This window comes from Chromobacterium sp. LK11 (genome assembly GCF_001043705.1).
Taxonomy (GTDB): Bacteria; Pseudomonadota; Gammaproteobacteria; order Burkholderiales; family Chromobacteriaceae; genus Chromobacterium; species Chromobacterium alkanivorans.
On sequence record NZ_LDUR01000009.1, the window covers coordinates 296304 to 312854 of the forward strand.

Genomic DNA, 16551 nt, shown 5'->3' on the forward strand with positions numbered 1-16551 from the left:
TGCCCGCCGAAGCCGGCGGGCACGCAAAGTCACACAAAGGGAAAAGAGAACGGAACCGTTGCAAGACCGGCGGGGGCGCCGATCCGGCTCGTGCAAACAGTTTGCTTCAGCCAGACCTTGTCTTCCATTGTCGCTGTGTTCTGGCTTGGTGACGGTTGGTGACGGGGCGGCGCGGAAGTTTGCGCAGCTGTTAAATTCAATGTTCAGTTGTGATTGCTTGCAACTTTAATTGGAGGGGCGTGGAGCAGGCGCCTTGGGCGCAGGCAAGAAAAAAGGCAAGCGGGAAGCTTGCCTTGATTGCAGCGGCGCGGCGTTCAGGCGGCGGCGAACAGGGCCCAGCCGTTTTGTTCGGCGGCGGCCGCCGACGCTTGGGCGCGGTGGTTGAAAAACTTCAGGCTGCGCTTGAGCACTTCGCCGCGTTCATTGTCCACCATCACCATGTGGTAGCTGTTGGACAGCGGCATGAAGTCTACGCTGCCGCCCAGATAGCGCTGCAAGTAGCGGGCCGAGCGCGGGCTGGTGATGTCGTCCTCGTCGGCGTGGACGATCAGCGTCGGACACGTGATCTGTTCCAGCCGCGGCATCAGCTGGCGACGCAGCCCGTCCACCTGGCGGATGCAGGCCAGCGGGATGTAGGCGTAGTGGAAGCGCTCGCCGCGCTCGAAGCGTTGCTGGATCGCCTTGCGGATGCGGGCGTTCTTGATGCCGAAGGGTTCGACCTCCGGCACGCGCATTTTCTTGGCCAGCCCGGGAATGCGGTAGACGATGTGGCGCGCCCAGGTCAGTTTGGGCAGGCTCCAGCCGTCCAGGAACAGCGGCGGCGCGTACAGCGCGAGGCCGTCCTTGTGGTTTTCCAGTCGCGCCACTTCCAGCGCCACCAGGCCGCCCAGGCAGACGCCGGCCAGGTGCACCACCTTGTGGCGCGTCTTCAGTTCCAGGTATTCCTTGCGTATGGTTTCCACCCAGTCCTGCCAGCGAACGGACAGCAGATCTTCCGGCTCGCCGCCATGTCCCGGCAGCAAGGGGGTGTGCGTGACGATGTCCGCCTCCTCCAGCGTGCGTCCGAGAGCGCCAAGATCATATGCGCTGCCGCCGAGACCGTGAACCAGCAGGGCGGCCGGTCGTGAAGAAACCATGGGAAATACCCGATCCAAGTTGAGATGCTGGCATTATCCCGCCGGCCCGGATCAGGGTCTGTTGGCTTCCTGTCCCCGCTTTGTGACGGCGCGTGACCCCATTCAGATTGCTTAACACACTGCGGCTTTACTTTTCTCCGCGTTTCATTGCTGAGGCTGCATGATGCGCAGGGTGAAGCGCGCGCCGCCCAGCTCGCTGGCGCCGACGCTGGCCTGGCCGCCGTGGTGCTCGGTGATCAGCTTGACGAAGGACAGCCCCAGGCCGTAGCCGCCGGTGGCGCGGTCGCGGCTGCGGTCCAAGCGCAGGAAGGGTTCGAACACCTTGTCGCGCTCGGCCTCGGGGATGCCGCAGCCGTCGTCGTCGACATGGATCAGCAACTGGCCGGCGGCGTTGTGGCGCACCGTCAGCCGAACTTGGGCGTTGGCGTATTTGAAGGCGTTGAGCAAGAGGTTGCGGCTGGCCACGTACATCAGTTTGCGGTCGAAAGCGCCGTTGCCCAGCGCGCAGTCCAGCTCCAGCGCGACGCCGGACGGCTTCAGCGGCGTGACCAGATCGATCAGATCGTCGAACCAGTCGTACAGGTCCACGGTTTCCCAGTGCAGCGGCACCTCGTTGCGGTTGAGCTTGGCGAACTCCATGCTGGTGTTGAACAGCTCTTCCAGTTCCTGCATATCGCGCTCCATGCCTTCGCGGTAACGCCGCCATTCCTGCTCGTCCTCTTCTTCCTCCAGCATGGTCAGGCCGAAGCGCAGCCGCGCGATCGGGGTGCGTATCTCGTGGGCGATGGCGTGCGACAAGGCCTGGCGGGTCTCCATCTGCCGCTCCAGCCGCGCGGCCATGCTGTTGAAGGCCAGGGACAGGGGAGCCAGCAGCCGGCTCTTCGAGGGCTGGGCGCGGGCGCTGAAGTCGCCATCGGCGAACACCTCCGCCTTGCGACGCACTTCCAGCAAGTCCTTCCACAGCGGGCGCAGGCTGAAATAGATCAGGGTGCCCAGCGTGGAGCCGGTCAGCAGAATCCACAGCAGCAGGATTTCCATGTCCTCGCTGATCCAGCTGCTGTTGCTGGCCGGCGCCTCCAGGGGACCCAGCAGCAGCAGGCGCGGATCATGGGGCAGCGGCACGTAAAGCAGCTGGCTGTCGAAGTCCAGATAGGGGCGGCCGCCCAGCAGCGCGGCGTGGCCCTCCGGCTCGAAATCGTCGGGGGGGTGGGCGATCAGTCTGACCGGGTAACTGAAGGCGCGAGCGATCTCGGCCAGCTTGCCGTCCCAGTCCTTGTGCGGGGCTTGGGCCAACTGCTGGCGGATCAGCGTCACGGTGCCGTTCATGAACTGCAGCTTGCCGTCGCGGTCGCTGTTTTCGTACAGCTTGGTGACCAAGAAGCCGAAGCCGATGATGATGATCAGTTCCACCAGCATGGTGGCGAAGAAGTAGCGGGCAAACAGAGTGCCCAGCGACGGCTTGAGCCAGCCGCGCAGACGACGGGTGCTCATTGCTTATTCCCAGTCGCTGCGCGAGAACAGATAGCCTTTGCCGCGCACGGTCTTGATCCGGGCCGGCGCGTCGGGATTGTCGCCCAGTTTGCGGCGCAGCCGCGAAATGCGCGCGTCGATGGAGCGGTCCAGCCCGTCGAAGCCGATGCCGCGCAACTCGCTCATGATGTCGTCGCGCGACAGCACCTGGCCGGCGTGGGAGGACAGCAGCCACAGCAGGTCGAATTCGGCGGTGGTCAGATCGATCAGCTCCCCGTTCAGCGTGGCTTCGCGCGTGGCCTGGCTGATGCAGAACTGGCCGAAAGTGAAGCTGTCTTCGTCGGCGGCCTCGCCGTCGGCCTGCGCGCCGGGTCCGCCGCGGCGCAGCAGCGCGCGCACCCGCGCCAGCAGGCGGCGCGGCTCCACCGGCTTGGCGAGGTAGTCGTCGGCGCCCAGTTCCAGGCCCAGGATTTCGTCCACGTCCTCGTCGCGCGCGGTCATGATCAGCACCCGGCCGTTATAACGCGGGCGGATTTCGCGGCAGACGTCGAAGCCTTCCTTGCCCGGCAGCATGATGTCCAGGATCACCAGGTCCGGCTTTTCTTCCAGGATGATGGCCGGCGCGGTGTCGCCGCGGCCGTGCTGGGAGATGCGATAGCCGTGCTTGCTCAGATAAGCGCCTATCAATTCGGCTAGTCTCACGTCATCTTCGACGATGAGAATATGGGGGGTATCGCTTGGCATGTGTTCGAGAGGATTTGTTGCCTTGAATTTTAAAATACTAGCACGCAGCCATCCGAAGCGACTTTAGCATTATCGTGACTGCTATTCGTCATAAACCATTGATAGCTTTTGCAAATGAACAAGCTTGCTTGATTTTCCAGCGCTATCAATCCAGAATCGGTCAGGCAAAAAAAGCCGGCCGTGGCCGCTGTCGTCGCCAGGGACCGGGGAATTAAAACGGGATAAAGAGAATAGGAACTTGCCATATGCAACAGATAAGAGAATGGGCCGTGTGGCTGGCCGTCGCCCTGGCCGGCGCGGCGGCCTTCGCCGTCGTGGCCCTCAATCGCGGCGAACCGGTCAACGCGGTCTGGCTGATCGTGGCGGCGGTGTCGGTCTACTCCATCGCCTATCGTTTTTACGGCCGCTTCATCGCTCACAAAGTGCTGGAGCTGGACGCCCGCCGACTGACCCCGGCGGAAAAATACAATGACGGCCTGGACTACGTGCCCACCAATAAATGGGTGCTGTTCGGCCACCACTTCGCCGCCATCGCCGGCGCCGGGCCGCTGGTGGGACCGGTGCTGGCCGCACAGATGGGCTATCTGCCGGGCACGCTGTGGATTCTGGTCGGCGTGATGCTGGCCGGCGCGGTGCAGGACTTCCTGATTCTGTTCCTGTCGGTGCGCCGCGACGGCAAATCGCTGGGCGAGATCATCCGCACCGAACTGGGCGCCATCCCCGGCGTCATCGCCTCCATCGGCATCCTGATGATCATGGTCATCCTGCTGGCCGTGCTGGCCCTGGTGGTGGTCAAGGCGCTGACCGGCAGCCCGTGGGGCACCTTCACCATCGCCGCGACGATACCGATCGCGCTGTTCATGGGCGTTTACACCCGCTACATCCGTCCGGGCAAGATCGGCGAGATTTCGGTCATCGGCTTCATCCTGCTGATGCTGGCCATCGTTTACGGCGGCGACATCGCCAAGAACGAAACCCTGGCGCCGCTGTTCACCCTGAGCGGCACTACGCTGGCCTGGACCCTGATCGGCTACGGTTTCGTCGCCTCGGTGCTGCCGGTATGGCTGTTGCTGGCGCCGCGCGACTATCTGTCCACCTTCCTGAAAATAGGCACCATCGTCGGCCTGGCCATCGGCATCATGATCGTGGCGCCCAATATGCACATGCCGGCGGTGACCAAGTTCATCGACGGCAGCGGCCCGGTGTTCGCCGGCAACCTGTTCCCCTTCCTGTTCATCACCATCGCCTGCGGCGCGGTGTCCGGTTTCCACGCCTTGGTAGCTTCCGGCACCACGCCCAAGATGCTGGAGAACGAAACCCACGCGCGGATGATAGGCTACGGCTCCATGTTGATGGAAAGCTTCGTCGCCATCATGGCGCTGATCGCCGCCTGCGTGCTGGACCCGGGCATCTACTTCGCGATGAACAGCCCGGCGGCGGTGATAGGCAAGACCGCGGAGGAGGCCGCCCAGGTGATTTCCAGCTGGGGCTTCGTCATCACGCCGGACATGCTGACCCAGATGGCCAAGGACGTGGGCGAGAGCACCATCCTGTCGCGCGCCGGCGGCGCGCCGACGTTGGCGGTGGGCATGGCGCACATTCTGTCCAATGTGATCGGCGGGCCGGCGATGATGGCCTTCTGGTATCACTTCGCCATTCTGTTCGAAGCCCTGTTCATCCTGACCACCATAGACGCCGGCACCCGCGTGCTGCGCTTCATGATCCAGGACCTGCTGGGTCTGGTGGTCAAGCCTATGGCCAACACCGAGTCCTGGGCCGCCAACCTGATCGCCACCGGTCTCGCGGTGACCGGCTGGGGCTACTTCCTGTACCAGGGCGTGGTGGATCCGCTGGGCGGCATCAACACCTTGTGGCCGCTGTTCGGCATCGCCAACCAGATGCTGGCCGGCATCGCGCTGATCCTGGCCACCGCGGTGCTGATCAAGATGCAGAAAACCCGCTACATCTGGGTCACCGCCGTGCCCACGCTGTGGCTGCTGGTGGTGACGCTGACCGCCGGCTGGCAGAAGCTGTTCCACGCCAGCCCCAAGATCAGCTTCCTGGCCCACGCTGACAAGTTCTCCGCCGCCGCCGCCAAGGGCGAGGTGCTGGCGCCGGCCAAGAATATGGCGCAAATGCAGCAGATCATCTTCAATGACTATGTGGACGCCACCTTGACGGCGTTGTTCATGGCGGTGGTGATCGCCATGCTGGTGTTTGCGTTGAACGTGATGCGCAAGTCGCTGGCAGTGAGGTGGTCCACCGCCAAAGAAGTGCCGGCGGTGTTCCGGGAGGAGGGCGCGTGATGAGCAAGCTATGGCAGCAATGGGCGAAGACCGCCCGGCTGATGGTGGGGGTCAAGGATTACGACGCCTACGTCGCCAGCCGCCGCCGTTTCGATCCCAAGGCGGAGGTGATGAGCCGGGAGGCTTTTTTCCGCCGCTGTCAGGACGAACGCTATGGCGGCAAGAGCATGAAGAAGTGTCCGTGCTGATTCCTGACGGCTGGTCATAGTCAGACGCCCGGCTTGGCCGGGCGTTTTTCATTGCATGCGTGGGTTCGTTCCGTGGGAATTGCGGTTTTAATGTTTTGGCATTTTTTTGCGGATTTTAAATCCAAATTGGCTTGAGTTTTAGGCGTGGGTTATGCTGAACGCCCTTTCCACTAGCCCGGCTGCGTATGCGAAATGCGCGCCGTTGATGGACGATATGAGCGATTCCACGTTTGCAAGCCCGATTCTTGACCGCCTGCTGGAGGGCGGAGTGATTGACAAGGCGATTTACGAGGCTGCGCGCGACAAACTGCGCGAGCAGGGCGCGGAGCCCTTCTCCACCTTGGGGGGAGGCCTGGACTGGTTGGAAGAGGAGGAAGTGCTGAGCTTTGAGCAGATGGTTGAGATCGAAGCCAAGGCGGATGCGGATGAAGGCTTTGCTTCCAATGCGGTGCGCAGGCAGGCGCTGGACGAGTACAGCCAGGATCTGGAACTGGAATTGGCCCTGCTCCAGCGGCAAAAGGCGACTCCATGGCGCGAAAAATTGGCTTGGGGGCTGGGCGGCGCAGCGCTGCTCGGGGCGGCCGGCTGGTATTTCCTGACTCCGCCGCTGGTGCCCCGATGTGAAGCCTCAGTAGTGAAGAAAAGCATACGGGCCTCTTTGATGTCCGAGAAGCTGCACCAGATATCGTCCAAACTCAGTGCGAGTGCGCCGGAGACCTTCAACCTACGAAACCTCAAGTTGGAGCAAGTCAAGGAGCTGGGTTACATCAAGGCAGAACGGGCCCGTGGCTGCGTGGCGGTACTGGTGGCCGATGAGCAGCAGCGCGCGCCCATCGCCTACGAGATACGGGGAAAAGGCGACGCTATCCATGTAAGGGGAAGCGATGAGCGTGTGCTGCGCATACGTTATGCTCAGTTGGACGCGGATGGTACGTTGCCGGAGTTGGGCAAGCCTTTGGGCCGGCAGGGCGTGAGGCAGGCGCTGCAACAAGGCGTGCTCGACTTTCGCAAGCTGGGTGGGCCGGGTGCCGAGACTTTGACCCGTGCTTTGGGGGCGTTGGGGAAGCCGGAGTTTGCGCTCGGTGAAGTACTGCCCTTGAATGACTGCGTGCAAGGCGCAGGGGGTGTCTGGAATTGTAAGTTGATGGTCCAGTATCGCGACCCGTTTATGACAATGATTGGCAAGAAGGGCCGTTTGTTGCTGGAAGGCGAGTTCAGCTTTGTCCGGGATAGCAAGGGCTGGCGCCCGGCGGACAACTTCAAGAGGCAGTTCGCCACGGCCTTGGTGGAAAGCCAGCAGATGGTTATGAAGGGGTTGTCACGCGAGCAGGCGTGGGAGTGATAGGGAGTGTGTCAGAAGGAGGCTGAACAGGAGCGAAGCCGAAGCATGTCCGTAATGTAAAACCACTATCACGCGCTTGCGCGTAAGCTGGGCGGTTTTGTTTTGGCTAGGGGCAGGCTCTGACCTCGATTTCATTGTCCTATCCTGTGGCATATTGCAAAATAATGTCATTATTGACCATATGTGGAAAAGCCATGTCAGAACCTTCCGCTCACGCTGCCTACAGCGATAAATGGCAGAGGCGATTCGCCTTCTTCGATCAGCACGGCGCGCCGAACAGCGCCAGTTACAAGGAAGCCTTCAAGGCTTTGTCGTTTGGCGACCGCCTTAAGGTGCAGATGAATTTCATCGCCTTTTTCTTCTGGCCAATCTATTACCTGGTGCTTGGCTTGTGGAAAAACATGTTGTCCTTATTGGGCGTGGCGCTGCTGATCAACTTGGTCCTGGTCTTGCTGGAGGTGCCGGAATCGATCACCCGGGGACTTGGCTTTGGTTTTAGCGCCTTGGCCGGCATGTCGGTGAACTATCTGTATTACCAAAAGAAGGTCAAAGGCTATAAGGGCTGGAATCCCTTCCGCGGGCTGTTCTAAGCCATGACGGCAATTCAGTGAAAAACCGCCTGGGCGCAAACCAGGCGGTTTTGTTTTGGGCTAAGCGGCGTTTAATGCAGCAAATGACTGACGCCGAAGTTGATCAGGCCGCCGCCGACGATCAGCCAGCCAAACAGGATGGAGGCCAGCAACATCGGTTTGGCGCCGGCCTGGCGAATGGCGGAGAAGTGGGTGGTGATGCCCAGCGCGCCCATCGCGGCGGCCAGCAGCAGGTTGTCCAGCGAGACGATGGCGCTGACCCAAGCGGCCGGCAGCAGGTTGAAGGAGTTGAAGGCGGCCACGGCCAGGAAGGCGACGGCGAACCAGGGGATGGCGATGCGGCCCTTCTCTTGACGGCTGCCGTGCGGCTTGGCGGCCAGCCAGCTGGACAGCGCGATCAGGAACGGCGCCAGCATCATCACCCGTATCATCTTGGTGATCACCGCGGTGGTCATCGCCGCTTCGCTGACCGATTTGCCAGCGGCAACCGCTTGCGCCACTTCATGGATGGTGGAGCCGGCGAACACGCCGTAGCTGAACTCGGAAATGCCCAGATGGCTGGTCCATTGATACAGCATCGGCCACAGAAACATGGCCACGGTGCCGAACACCACCACGGTGGCGACGGCTACCGCCACTTTCTCCGCATGCGCTTTGAGCACCGGCTCGGTGGCCAGAATCGCGGCCGCGCCGCAGATGGAGCTGCCGGCGCCGATCAGGATCACGCTTTGTTCGTCCATGCCCAAGTATTTGCGGCCGATGCGGAAGGCCAGCAGAAAGGTGGTGCACAGCACCAGGGTATCGATCAGCACCCCGGCGAAGCCGACGGCGGCGATGTCCTGAAAGGTGAGTTTGAAGCCGAACAAGATAATGCCCAGGCGCAGCAGCTTCTGTTTGGAGAACTGGATGCCGTGGTGGCTGGCGACGGCGAAGTAGCGGTAAACGGTGTTGCCTATCAGCATGCCGCCCAGGATGGCGATGGTGAGCGCGGAGAAGCCCAGATGCTTCATCGCCGGCAAGTCCGCTGCGTACAGCGAAGCGACGGCGAGGGCGATGGCCAACGCCAGGCCCGGCATGATTTGGCGAAGGTTTGTCATAAGTAAATGCCTGTTTGGTCTATGGCGAATGGTGCTAACGATACGCCCCTCGTTTTCAGTAGAGAAACGGATAAAATGGATATATGTCAGTAGCAAAATCAATATAAGGAACAGACATGGCCTTGAAGCTGACCCTGCGCGAGCTGGAAGTGTTCGTCGCGGTGGCCGAATACGGCACCGTCACCCAGGCGGCCCAACAGGTGGCGTTGACCCAGTCCGCGGCCAGCCAGGCGCTGGACAAGCTGGAAACCGGGCTCGACGTGCGCCTGTTCGACCGCATCGGCAAACGGCTAAGCCTGAACGAGCACGGCCGCCTGCTGTGGCCCAAGGCGCGGGCGATGCTGGACGCGGCCCAGGACATGCAGAGCCTGTTCAACGCCGGGGCGATGTCCTTGAAGATTGGCGCCAGCAGCACGGTGGCCAACTATCTGTTGCCGCAGCAGCTGGCGGCTTTCCGCGCCGCCTGGCCGCTGGCGCGGCTGGAACTGGACGTGGCCAATACCCGCGACATCGTCGACGCGGTGGCGGCGCTGCGGGTGGACTTCGGCTTCATCGAAGGGCCTTGCCACCATCCTGACTTGGTTGCCCAGCCCTGGCGGCAGGACGAGCTGGTGGTGTTCGCCGCCGCCGATCACCCTTTGGCGCGAGGCGAGGCGGCGCGCCAGGACCTGGCGCAGGCGGAATGGATTCTGCGCGAAGCCGGCTCCGGCACGCGCGAGGAGGTGGACCGCCTGCTCCTGCCTCACCTGGCCATGCTCAACGTCAGCATGGAACTGGGCCATTCCGAGGCGATCAAGCACGCGGTGGCGGCCGGTCTGGGCGTCAGCTGCCTGTCGCGGCGGGTGGTGGCCGATCTGTTGCAGACCGGCGCGGTGGTGGAAGTGAGCGCCGGCTTGCCGGCGCTGACGCGCACGCTGTATCAAGTGCAGCACCGCGACAAGACGCTGACCCGCGGCATGGCCGCGTTCCAGAACATGACGATGGCGGCGCTGCTGGCCTGAAAACGGGCTAGTGTCTGCCGGCGCCGGCCCCCAGCCCGGTCAGCGCGCGGATGTACTGCGCCGGGAAACGGCTGCGCTCCAATTGTCCCTGGGACGAGCGGTCGCAGACCGACAACAGCCAGGCGCAAGCGAAGGCCGCGCTCATGGAAAACAGCGCCGGGTTGGCGTAGGGGAAGATCGGCCGCGGATTGCCGAGGATATCCACCCACACCATGGGGCCCAGCATTAAGAGCGCGATGGCGGACGCCAGGCCGGCCACGCTGCCGGCCACAGCGCCGCGGGTGGTGAGCCGGGACCAGAACATCGCTAGGAACAGCACCGGGAAATTCACCGAGGCGGCAATCGCCAGCACCAGGCCGGACAGGAAGGCGATGTTCTGCTTTTCGAACAACAGCCCCAGCAGGATGGCCAGCAGGCCTATCACCAGCGTCGCCAGCCGCGACACCCGCATTTCCTCGGCGCTGCTCACCTTGCCTTTGCGCAGCGCCACCGCGTACAGGTCGTGGGACACCGCCGACGCGGCCGACAGGGCCAGGCCGGCCACCACGGCGAGAATGGTGGCGAAAGCCACCGCCGACACCAGGCCGAGGAACAGGTTGCCGCCCACTGCCTGGGCCAGGTGCACCGCCACCATATTGGCGCCGCCGACAATGCCGCCGCCTCCGTCGCGAAAGCCGGCGTCGCCGCCGACGATGAGGATGGCGCCAAAGCCCACCAGGATCAGCAGCAGGTAGAAATAGCCGATGAAACCGGTGGCGTAGAACACCGACTGGCGCGCGGCGCGGGCGTCGGCCACGGTGAAGAAGCGCATCAGCACGTGGGGCAGGCCGGCGGTGCCGAACATCATGCCCAAGCCCAGGGAGACGGCGTCCACCGGATTGGACACCAGGCCGCCCGGCGCCAGGATGGCCTGGCCGCGAAGATCGGCGGCGGCGGCGAACATCGCCTCGCTGCTGTAGCCAAAGCGCCGCCAGACCATGAAGGCCATGAAGCTGGTGGCCGACAGCAGCAGCACCGCCTTGACGATCTGCACCCAGGTGGTGGCCAGCATGCCGCCGAACATCACGTACAACACCATCAGCACGCCGACGATGACGACGGCGCTCAGATAGCTGGCGCCGAACAGCAGCTCGATCAGCTTGCCTGCGCCCACCATCTGCGCCACCAGATAGAGCAGCGCCACCGTCAGCGTGCCGCAGGCGGCGGTGATGCGCACCGGAGTCTGGCTCAGCCGGTAGGACACCACGTCGGCGAAGGTGAAGCGGCCGAGGTTGCGCAGCCGTTCGGCGATCAGGAACATGATGATGGGCCAGCCGGCCAACACCCCCAGCGCATAGATCAGGCCGTCGTAGCCTTTGCTGAACATCATCGCGGAGATGCCGAGAAAGGACGCGGCGGAGATCATGTCGCCGGCGATGGCCAGGCCGTTCTGCAGCGGGCTGACGCCGCCGCCGGCGGTATAGAAATCGGAGGCGGAACGGGTGCGGCGCGCGGCCCAGCCGGTGATGAACAGGGTCAGCGTGACGAACAGTAGGAACATCAGGATGGCGTTCCAGTTCAGGGGGCGCGGCGCGCCGGCCTGCGCCCAGGCGGGGGCGGCCAGCGTCAGCGTCGACATGGCGAGGCGGGATCTCATGGCTGGCACTCCCGCAGGACTTCGTCGTTCAGCGGGTCCAGCCGCTTGTTGGCCTGGCGCACGTAGATTCCGGTCAGCGCGAACGCGGCCAGGATGATGGCGACGCCCACCGGCATGCCCAAGGTGGTGACGCCGGCGCCTACGGGCTGGGCCAGCCAGTGCGGCGCGAAGGCCAGCACCAGGATGAAGCCGTAATAGAGCAGCAGCATGACGGCGGTCAGGCTCCAGCCCAATCGCGCTTTGCGGCTGGCCAGTTGTTGAAAGGCGGGATGGTTCAGAATCGCTTGCTGTTGTTGTGGCGTCATGACGCGGCTCCGTGCGTAAGTCTGGCGGGCGACGCCCCGGCCATGGCCGGGGCCATGGGTCAGCCGAAGCTGCGGGTTTGCGCCACGCGGAAGCGATTGGCGACGAAGGCGCTGTCGGACAGGCTGGCGTTGGCCGCCGGGTTGCCGCCGCTGCCGTGGAAGTCGCTGAAGGCGGCGGATTGGTTGACCATCACCGCGCCGGTGAAGTTGAGCGCCAGCGACACGCAGGCGTTCTCCGCCGCCTGCCGGGCTTGCTCCTGCACTCGCTGGTCCGTGCTGTACACCGAGAAGCTCAGCGCGCCGTGGCGGCGCATGCCGTCTTCCGCCCGGCGCAGCGCGGCGGCGCTGTCCGGCGCCTGGATCAGGAAGCCGATCGGCCCGAAGTGTTCCTGCTCGTAAATGGCGCGGTCTTCCAGCGTCAGCTGGCGCAGCAGCGGGGTGTGCACCTCGGCTTCCGGATAGTGCGGATGGCTCAGCCTCCGGCTGTCCAGCGCCGGCCGGCCCAGCGCGCGCGCCGCTTCCAGCCTTTGCAGCACGCCGGGGTTCTGGATCGCGCCCAGCAGCTCCACCGCCTTGGCCGGTTCGGCGCACAAGGCCTCCAGCGCCGCGCACAGGCCGGCCACCGTCTGCTGGTAAGACAACTGGCCTTCCGGAGTGTGGATGCCGTCGGCCGGGATGAAGATGTTCTGCGGCGCGGTGCACATCTGGCCGCTGTACAGCGCCAGCGACAGCGCGAGATTGCGGCACAGGCCGGGGAAGTCGGCGGTGGAGTCCAGCACCACGCAGTTGACGCCGGCTTTCTCGGTGTAGACCTGGGCGTGGCGGCACTGGCTTTCCAGCCATTCGCCGTGCGCGCTGCTGCCGGTGAAGTCGATTAGCTTCACCTCCGGTCGCTGCGCCAGCAGGCTGGCCAGCGGCTCGCCGTGCTGATTCGCCGCCAGCAGCACGGTATTGGGGTCGAAGCCGGCCTCGGCCAGCACCTCGCGGGCGATGCGCACCGTCAGGGCCAGCGGCAGCACCGCGCCGGGGTGGGGCTTGACGATCACGCTGTTGCCGGTGGCCAGGCTGGCGAACAGTCCCGGATAACCGTTCCAGGTGGGAAAGGTGCTGCAGCCTATCAGCAGGCCGACGCCGCGCGGGACCACCTTCCAGCTTTTCTCCAGCACCAGCGGCTCATGCTTGCCCTGCGGCTTGCTCCAGCGGCAATGCTCGGGAATGGCCGACATCTCGCGCCAGGCGTAGGCCACCGCTTCCAGCGCGCGGTCCTGCGCATGCGGGCCGCCGGCCTGGAACGCCATCATGAAAGCCTGGCCGGTGGTGTGCATCACCGCGTGGGCGATCTCGAAACTGCGGCGGTTCAGCCGCTGGATGATTTCCAGGCAAACGCCCACCCAGGCTTGCGGGCCGGCTTGCCGCCACGATTGCAGCGCCGTGGCGGAGGCTTGCAGCAAGGCGTCGGCGTCGTGGCGCGGATAGCGGATGCGCAAGGCGCCGCGATAGGGGGAGCGCTCGCTGCCCACCCAGCCCTGCGTGGCCGGCAGACCGTCCAGCTGGAAGTCTTGTTGCAATAAAGCCTCAAACGCCGCCTGGCCGTCGGCGGCGGCGGTTTCGCCGTAGCTCTTGGGGCTGGGCATTTCCGGGTGCGGCGACCAGTACTGGCGCTCGCTCAAGGCCTGCAGGGCCTGGTCCAAGGTGGCTTGATGTTGCTGGAACAAAGGGTGAGACATGGACGTTCTCCTCGGGCGGAGGGATGGGAGACCGGCCTGCGCGATGCCAGCGACAGGACCGGGTGCGGCAACAACAGTTTCAGCGCGCTGTCATTGATGTGGGTCAGCTTATAATTGATTTTCCGGTCGGTCAATGATAGCGTTTGCCACAGTAGCGGTTTTGCCGGCATCGCCATGGCCGCATCCAGAAAGGGAGCAAGCATGCAGACTTCGGAAACGAGTGTTGAATTGAAGCTGGAAGCCGGCGTGGCGACCTTGACGCTGAACCGGCCGCAGCGGCTGAACAGCTTCAACCCCGCCATGCATCAGGCTTTGGCGGCGATGCTGGACCGTCTGCGCGACGACGCCGAGGTCAGGGCGCTGGTGTTGACCGGCGCCGGCCGCGCCTTCTGCGCCGGCCAGGATTTGAGCGATAGGGCGCCGGAACCGGGGCAGCCGCCGGCGGATCTGGGCCTGTCCATCGAGGCCTATTACGCGCCGCTGGTGCGGCGGCTGCGCGACATGCCCAAGCCGGTGATCGCCGCGGTCAACGGCGTGGCGGCCGGTGCCGGCGCGAACCTCGCCCTGGCCTGCGATCTGGTGATCGCCGCGCGCTCGGCGCGCTTCATCCAGGCTTTCAGCAAGATAGGCCTGATGCCGGACGCCGGCGGCAGCTACTGGCTGCCGCGCCTGCTGGGTCAGGCGCGGGCGATGGGGCTGGCGCTGCTGGCCGAGCCCCTGTCTGCCGAGCAGGCCGAGCAATGGGGCTTGATCTGGCGCTGCGTCGACGACGAGGATTTTCCCGCCGCGGTGGGGCAGCTTGCCGAGCAGTTGGCCAGCGGGCCGACGCTGGCCTACGCGCGGATCAAGCGGGCGCTGCAAGCATCCGAGGGCAACAGTCTGGAACAGCAGCTGCAACTGGAGCGCGATACGCAGCGGGAGCTGGGCTTCAGCGCCGATTACCGCGAAGGCGTGGCGGCTTTCCTGGCCAAGCGTCCGCCGCGCTTTGGAGGGCAGTGAGCATGCAATTGGGCAGCGAACAGCGAGTGGCGGTGATAGGCGCCGGCGCGATGGGGCGCGGCATCGCCGCAGTGGCCGCCGCCGCCGGGCATGAAGTGTATTTATACGATCAGGACGCCGGCGCGGCAGCGGCGGCGCCGGATGCGATCGCCGCCGACTGGGCCGGCCTGGTCCAGCGCGGCAAATGGAGTCAGCCGCAGCTGGACGCCGCGCGCCGCCGGCTGCGGCCGGTAAGCAGCTTGGAGGAGCTGGCCGACGCGAGCTTGGCGATCGAGGCCATCGTCGAGCGGCTGGACGCCAAGCAGGCGCTATTGCGACAGTTGGACGCGCTGTTGCCGGCCGCCACCGTCCTGGCCAGCAACACTTCTTCCCTGTCCATCACCGCGCTGGCGGCGGGCTTGCGTCATCCGGAGCGGGTGATAGGCCTGCATTTCTTCAACCCGGCCACGCGGATGAAGCTGGTGGAAGTGGTGAGCGGCTTGGCGACCGCTCCGGCGTTGGCGGACCGTTTGTGCGCGTTGATGCGGTCCTGGGGCAAGACGCCGGCGTCGGCCGCGTCCACGCCCGGCTTCATCGTCAACCGGGTGGCGCGTCCGTTCTACGCCGAGGCCTTGCGGCTGCTGCAAGAAGGCGTCTGCGCGCCGGCCACGCTGGACGCCTTGCTGCGCGAGGCCGGCGGCTTCGCGATGGGGCCGTTGGAACTGATGGATCTGATCGGTCACGACGTGAATTTCGCGGTGACGCAATCGGTGTACCAGGCGATGCAGCAGGATCCGCGTTTCCGGCCGTCGCCGCTGCAGCAGGAGCTGGTGGCGGCAGGCCGCTTGGGCCGCAAGAGCGGCCGCGGTTTTTACGATTACGACCAGACTTTGCCGGAAGCGGAGGCGACGCCGCCGCGGCCCGCTCCCGCCATGCTGCGGGTGCACGGCGGCCTGGGCGTGGCCGAACCGCTGCTGGCGCGCTTGCAGGCGGGCGGCGTGCGGCTGGAGCGCGAGTCGGGGCCGGCTCAAGGCTGGCTAGGCTGGGACGGTTTGCGGCTGGCCCTGTCCGATGGCCGCAGCGCCACCCGCCGCGCCGCCGACAGCGGTCACGCCGGCTGGGCGGTGTTCGATCTGGCGCTGGATTACGCCAGCGCGCCGAGGCTGGCGCTGGCGCTGGCGGACCAGGCCGCGCCGGAGCTGGCGGCGCAGGCGGAGGGCGTGCTGCAGGCGGCCGGCCTGCAGGTGTCGCGGCTGGACGACGCCGCCGGCATGGCGGTGTTGCGCACCGTGGCGATGCTGGCCAACGAGGCGGCCGACGCGGTGGGGCAGGGGGTGGCGGCGGCGGACAGCGTGGACCAGGCCATGTGCCTGGGCGCCGGCTATCCCCGCGGTCCGCTGACCTGGGCCGATCGCCTCGGCAACGACTACGTGGCGGGGGCGCTGGACGCGCTGCACGCGCATTACGGCGACGGCCGTTATCGGGTTTCGCCGTTGCTGCGGCGTCTGGCCCTGTCCGGAGGACGCTTCCATGACTGAGACCGAATCCGCTTTGCAATTGGCCGAGCACAGCGCGCTGGCGATGCTGAGCCAGGACCGGGCGTCTGCCAGCCTGGGCATGGAGCTGCTGGAGGTGGCGCCGGGCCGCGCCCGGCTGCGCATGCGGGTGCGCGACGATATGCTCAACGGCTTTCAGCTGTGCCACGGCGGTCTGCTGTGCGCACTGGCGGACACCGCCTTCGCCGTCGCCTGCAATAGTTGGGGGCCGCGCGCGCTGGGCGCGGCCATCAGCATGGAATATCTGCTGCCGGCCCGCAGCGGGGATTGTCTGCTGGCGGAGGCCGAGTGCCTGCACCAGGGCGGCCAGCAAGGACTTTACGATGTGAGGGTGAGCAATCAGCGCGGCGAAGTCCTGGCGCTGCTGCGCGGCCGCTCTCATCGCCCCGCTTCCTAAGCACCCGCCAAGGAGAACACGCCGTCCGCTCTTTTCAGCCCGCAGCCAATGGCCGCAGAGCCAAGCCCCAACCTACAC

The 16551-nt window shown here is 65.1% G+C and carries 15 protein-coding genes; 8 read left to right on the forward strand and 7 right to left on the reverse strand.

Features of this window, described 5'->3' with window-relative positions:
• Positions 1-314 precede the first annotated feature (314 nt).
• The 3 genes from VK98_RS05995 to VK98_RS06005 all read right to left on the reverse strand — a co-directional run bounded on the left by VK98_RS05995 (position 315) and on the right by VK98_RS06005 (position 3350).
• The gene (locus tag VK98_RS05995) at positions 315-1136 is read right to left on the reverse strand and encodes a carboxylesterase (protein WP_082158781.1); all 822 of its coding nucleotides are present in this window, start codon (positions 1134-1136) and stop codon (positions 315-317) included.
• A gap of 144 nt (positions 1137-1280) precedes the next feature.
• Positions 1281-2627, reverse strand: a complete 1347-nt coding sequence (locus VK98_RS06000) for an ATP-binding protein (protein WP_048413141.1) — start codon at positions 2625-2627, stop codon at positions 1281-1283.
• Positions 2628-2630: 3 nt separating this feature from the next.
• A complete protein-coding gene (locus tag VK98_RS06005; protein WP_048413142.1) occupies positions 2631-3350 on the reverse strand; it encodes a response regulator in 720 nt (239 codons plus the stop codon).
• 245 nt (positions 3351-3595) lie between these two features.
• Between VK98_RS06005 and VK98_RS06010 the strand changes: the two genes are divergently transcribed.
• The 4 genes from VK98_RS06010 to VK98_RS06025 all read left to right on the forward strand — a co-directional run bounded on the left by VK98_RS06010 (position 3596) and on the right by VK98_RS06025 (position 7776).
• Positions 3596-5656 carry a carbon starvation CstA family protein gene (locus tag VK98_RS06010; RefSeq protein WP_048413143.1) on the forward strand — a complete coding sequence of 687 codons (2061 nt, stop codon included), beginning with the start codon at positions 3596-3598 and terminating at the stop codon, positions 5654-5656.
• Entirely contained in the window at positions 5656-5844 is a 189-nt protein-coding gene (locus tag VK98_RS06015) for a YbdD/YjiX family protein (protein ID WP_053077251.1), read from the forward strand. The genes VK98_RS06010 and VK98_RS06015 overlap by 1 nt, the downstream gene beginning before the upstream one ends.
• A 151-nt stretch (positions 5845-5995) precedes the next feature.
• Positions 5996-7186: a hypothetical protein gene (locus VK98_RS06020; RefSeq protein WP_048413145.1), complete on the forward strand. Its 1191-nt coding sequence runs from the start codon at positions 5996-5998 to the stop codon at positions 7184-7186.
• A gap of 164 nt (positions 7187-7350) precedes the next feature.
• Positions 7351-7776 carry a DUF2628 domain-containing protein gene (locus tag VK98_RS06025; RefSeq protein ID WP_197082977.1) on the forward strand — a complete coding sequence of 142 codons (426 nt, stop codon included), beginning with the start codon at positions 7351-7353 and terminating at the stop codon, positions 7774-7776.
• Positions 7777-7847: 71 nt separating this feature from the next.
• Here VK98_RS06025 and VK98_RS06030 read toward each other — a convergent pair whose 3' ends face one another.
• Positions 7848-8873, reverse strand: a complete 1026-nt coding sequence (locus tag VK98_RS06030; RefSeq protein WP_048413147.1) for a YeiH family putative sulfate export transporter — start codon at positions 8871-8873, stop codon at positions 7848-7850.
• A gap of 116 nt (positions 8874-8989) precedes the next feature.
• On the opposite strand from VK98_RS06030, the gene VK98_RS06035 reads away from it, so the two are divergent.
• On the forward strand, positions 8990-9874 hold the full coding sequence (locus tag VK98_RS06035; RefSeq protein ID WP_048413148.1) for a LysR family transcriptional regulator: 885 nt from the start codon (positions 8990-8992) through the stop codon (positions 9872-9874).
• A gap of 7 nt (positions 9875-9881) precedes the next feature.
• Here the strand turns inward: VK98_RS06035 and VK98_RS06040 are convergent, their stop codons facing one another.
• The 3 genes from VK98_RS06040 to paaN are packed head-to-tail and all read right to left on the reverse strand — an operon-like array spanning position 9882 to position 13542.
• Positions 9882-11510 (reverse strand): cation/acetate symporter, encoded by a 1629-nt coding sequence (locus VK98_RS06040; protein ID WP_048413149.1) that lies wholly within the window; start codon positions 11508-11510, stop codon positions 9882-9884.
• A complete protein-coding gene (locus VK98_RS06045; protein ID WP_048413150.1) occupies positions 11507-11815 on the reverse strand; it encodes a DUF485 domain-containing protein in 309 nt (102 codons plus the stop codon). The genes VK98_RS06040 and VK98_RS06045 overlap by 4 nt, the downstream gene beginning before the upstream one ends.
• A 59-nt stretch (positions 11816-11874) precedes the next feature.
• The gene (gene paaN / locus VK98_RS06050) at positions 11875-13542 is read right to left on the reverse strand and encodes a phenylacetic acid degradation protein PaaN (protein WP_048413151.1); all 1668 of its coding nucleotides are present in this window, start codon (positions 13540-13542) and stop codon (positions 11875-11877) included.
• A 201-nt stretch (positions 13543-13743) separates the two neighbouring features.
• Here paaN and paaG point away from each other — a divergent pair, with 201 nt between their 5' ends.
• From paaG to paaI, 3 genes are read left to right on the forward strand one after another with little or no spacing between them, the layout of a single operon-like run.
• Positions 13744-14541 carry a 2-(1,2-epoxy-1,2-dihydrophenyl)acetyl-CoA isomerase PaaG gene (gene paaG, locus VK98_RS06055; protein ID WP_048413152.1) on the forward strand — a complete coding sequence of 266 codons (798 nt, stop codon included), beginning with the start codon at positions 13744-13746 and terminating at the stop codon, positions 14539-14541.
• A 2-nt stretch (positions 14542-14543) separates the two neighbouring features.
• The gene (locus VK98_RS06060; RefSeq protein ID WP_048413153.1) at positions 14544-16058 is read left to right on the forward strand and encodes a 3-hydroxyacyl-CoA dehydrogenase; all 1515 of its coding nucleotides are present in this window, start codon (positions 14544-14546) and stop codon (positions 16056-16058) included.
• Complete coding sequence (paaI, locus tag VK98_RS06065) at positions 16051-16473, forward strand: hydroxyphenylacetyl-CoA thioesterase PaaI (RefSeq protein WP_048413154.1); 423 nt, start codon at positions 16051-16053, stop codon at positions 16471-16473. Before VK98_RS06060 ends, paaI begins: the two co-directional genes overlap by 8 nt.
• Positions 16474-16551: the final 78 nt, after the last annotated feature.

What these genes read in the sequence shown, in the direction of transcription:
- VK98_RS05995 (WP_082158781.1), bottom strand. Translation starts at nt 1,136, where the DNA reads ATGGTTTCTTCACGACCGGCCGCCCTGCTGGTTCACGGTCTCGGCGGC.
- VK98_RS06000 (WP_048413141.1), bottom strand. Translation starts at nt 2,627, where the DNA reads ATGAGCACCCGTCGTCTGCGCGGCTGGCTCAAGCCGTCGCTGGGCACT.
- VK98_RS06005 (WP_048413142.1), bottom strand. Translation starts at nt 3,350, where the DNA reads ATGCCAAGCGATACCCCCCATATTCTCATCGTCGAAGATGACGTGAGA.
- VK98_RS06010 (WP_048413143.1), top strand. Translation starts at nt 3,596, where the DNA reads ATGCAACAGATAAGAGAATGGGCCGTGTGGCTGGCCGTCGCCCTGGCC.
- VK98_RS06015 (WP_053077251.1), top strand. Translation starts at nt 5,656, where the DNA reads ATGAGCAAGCTATGGCAGCAATGGGCGAAGACCGCCCGGCTGATGGTG.
- VK98_RS06020 (WP_048413145.1), top strand. Translation starts at nt 5,996, where the DNA reads ATGCTGAACGCCCTTTCCACTAGCCCGGCTGCGTATGCGAAATGCGCG.
- VK98_RS06025 (WP_197082977.1), top strand. Translation starts at nt 7,351, where the DNA reads ATGTCATTATTGACCATATGTGGAAAAGCCATGTCAGAACCTTCCGCT.
- VK98_RS06030 (WP_048413147.1), bottom strand. Translation starts at nt 8,873, where the DNA reads ATGACAAACCTTCGCCAAATCATGCCGGGCCTGGCGTTGGCCATCGCC.
- VK98_RS06035 (WP_048413148.1), top strand. Translation starts at nt 8,990, where the DNA reads ATGGCCTTGAAGCTGACCCTGCGCGAGCTGGAAGTGTTCGTCGCGGTG.
- VK98_RS06040 (WP_048413149.1), bottom strand. Translation starts at nt 11,510, where the DNA reads ATGAGATCCCGCCTCGCCATGTCGACGCTGACGCTGGCCGCCCCCGCC.
- VK98_RS06045 (WP_048413150.1), bottom strand. Translation starts at nt 11,815, where the DNA reads ATGACGCCACAACAACAGCAAGCGATTCTGAACCATCCCGCCTTTCAA.
- paaN (WP_048413151.1), bottom strand. Translation starts at nt 13,542, where the DNA reads ATGTCTCACCCTTTGTTCCAGCAACATCAAGCCACCTTGGACCAGGCC.
- paaG (WP_048413152.1), top strand. Translation starts at nt 13,744, where the DNA reads ATGCAGACTTCGGAAACGAGTGTTGAATTGAAGCTGGAAGCCGGCGTG.
- VK98_RS06060 (WP_048413153.1), top strand. Translation starts at nt 14,544, where the DNA reads ATGCAATTGGGCAGCGAACAGCGAGTGGCGGTGATAGGCGCCGGCGCG.
- paaI (WP_048413154.1), top strand. Translation starts at nt 16,051, where the DNA reads ATGACTGAGACCGAATCCGCTTTGCAATTGGCCGAGCACAGCGCGCTG.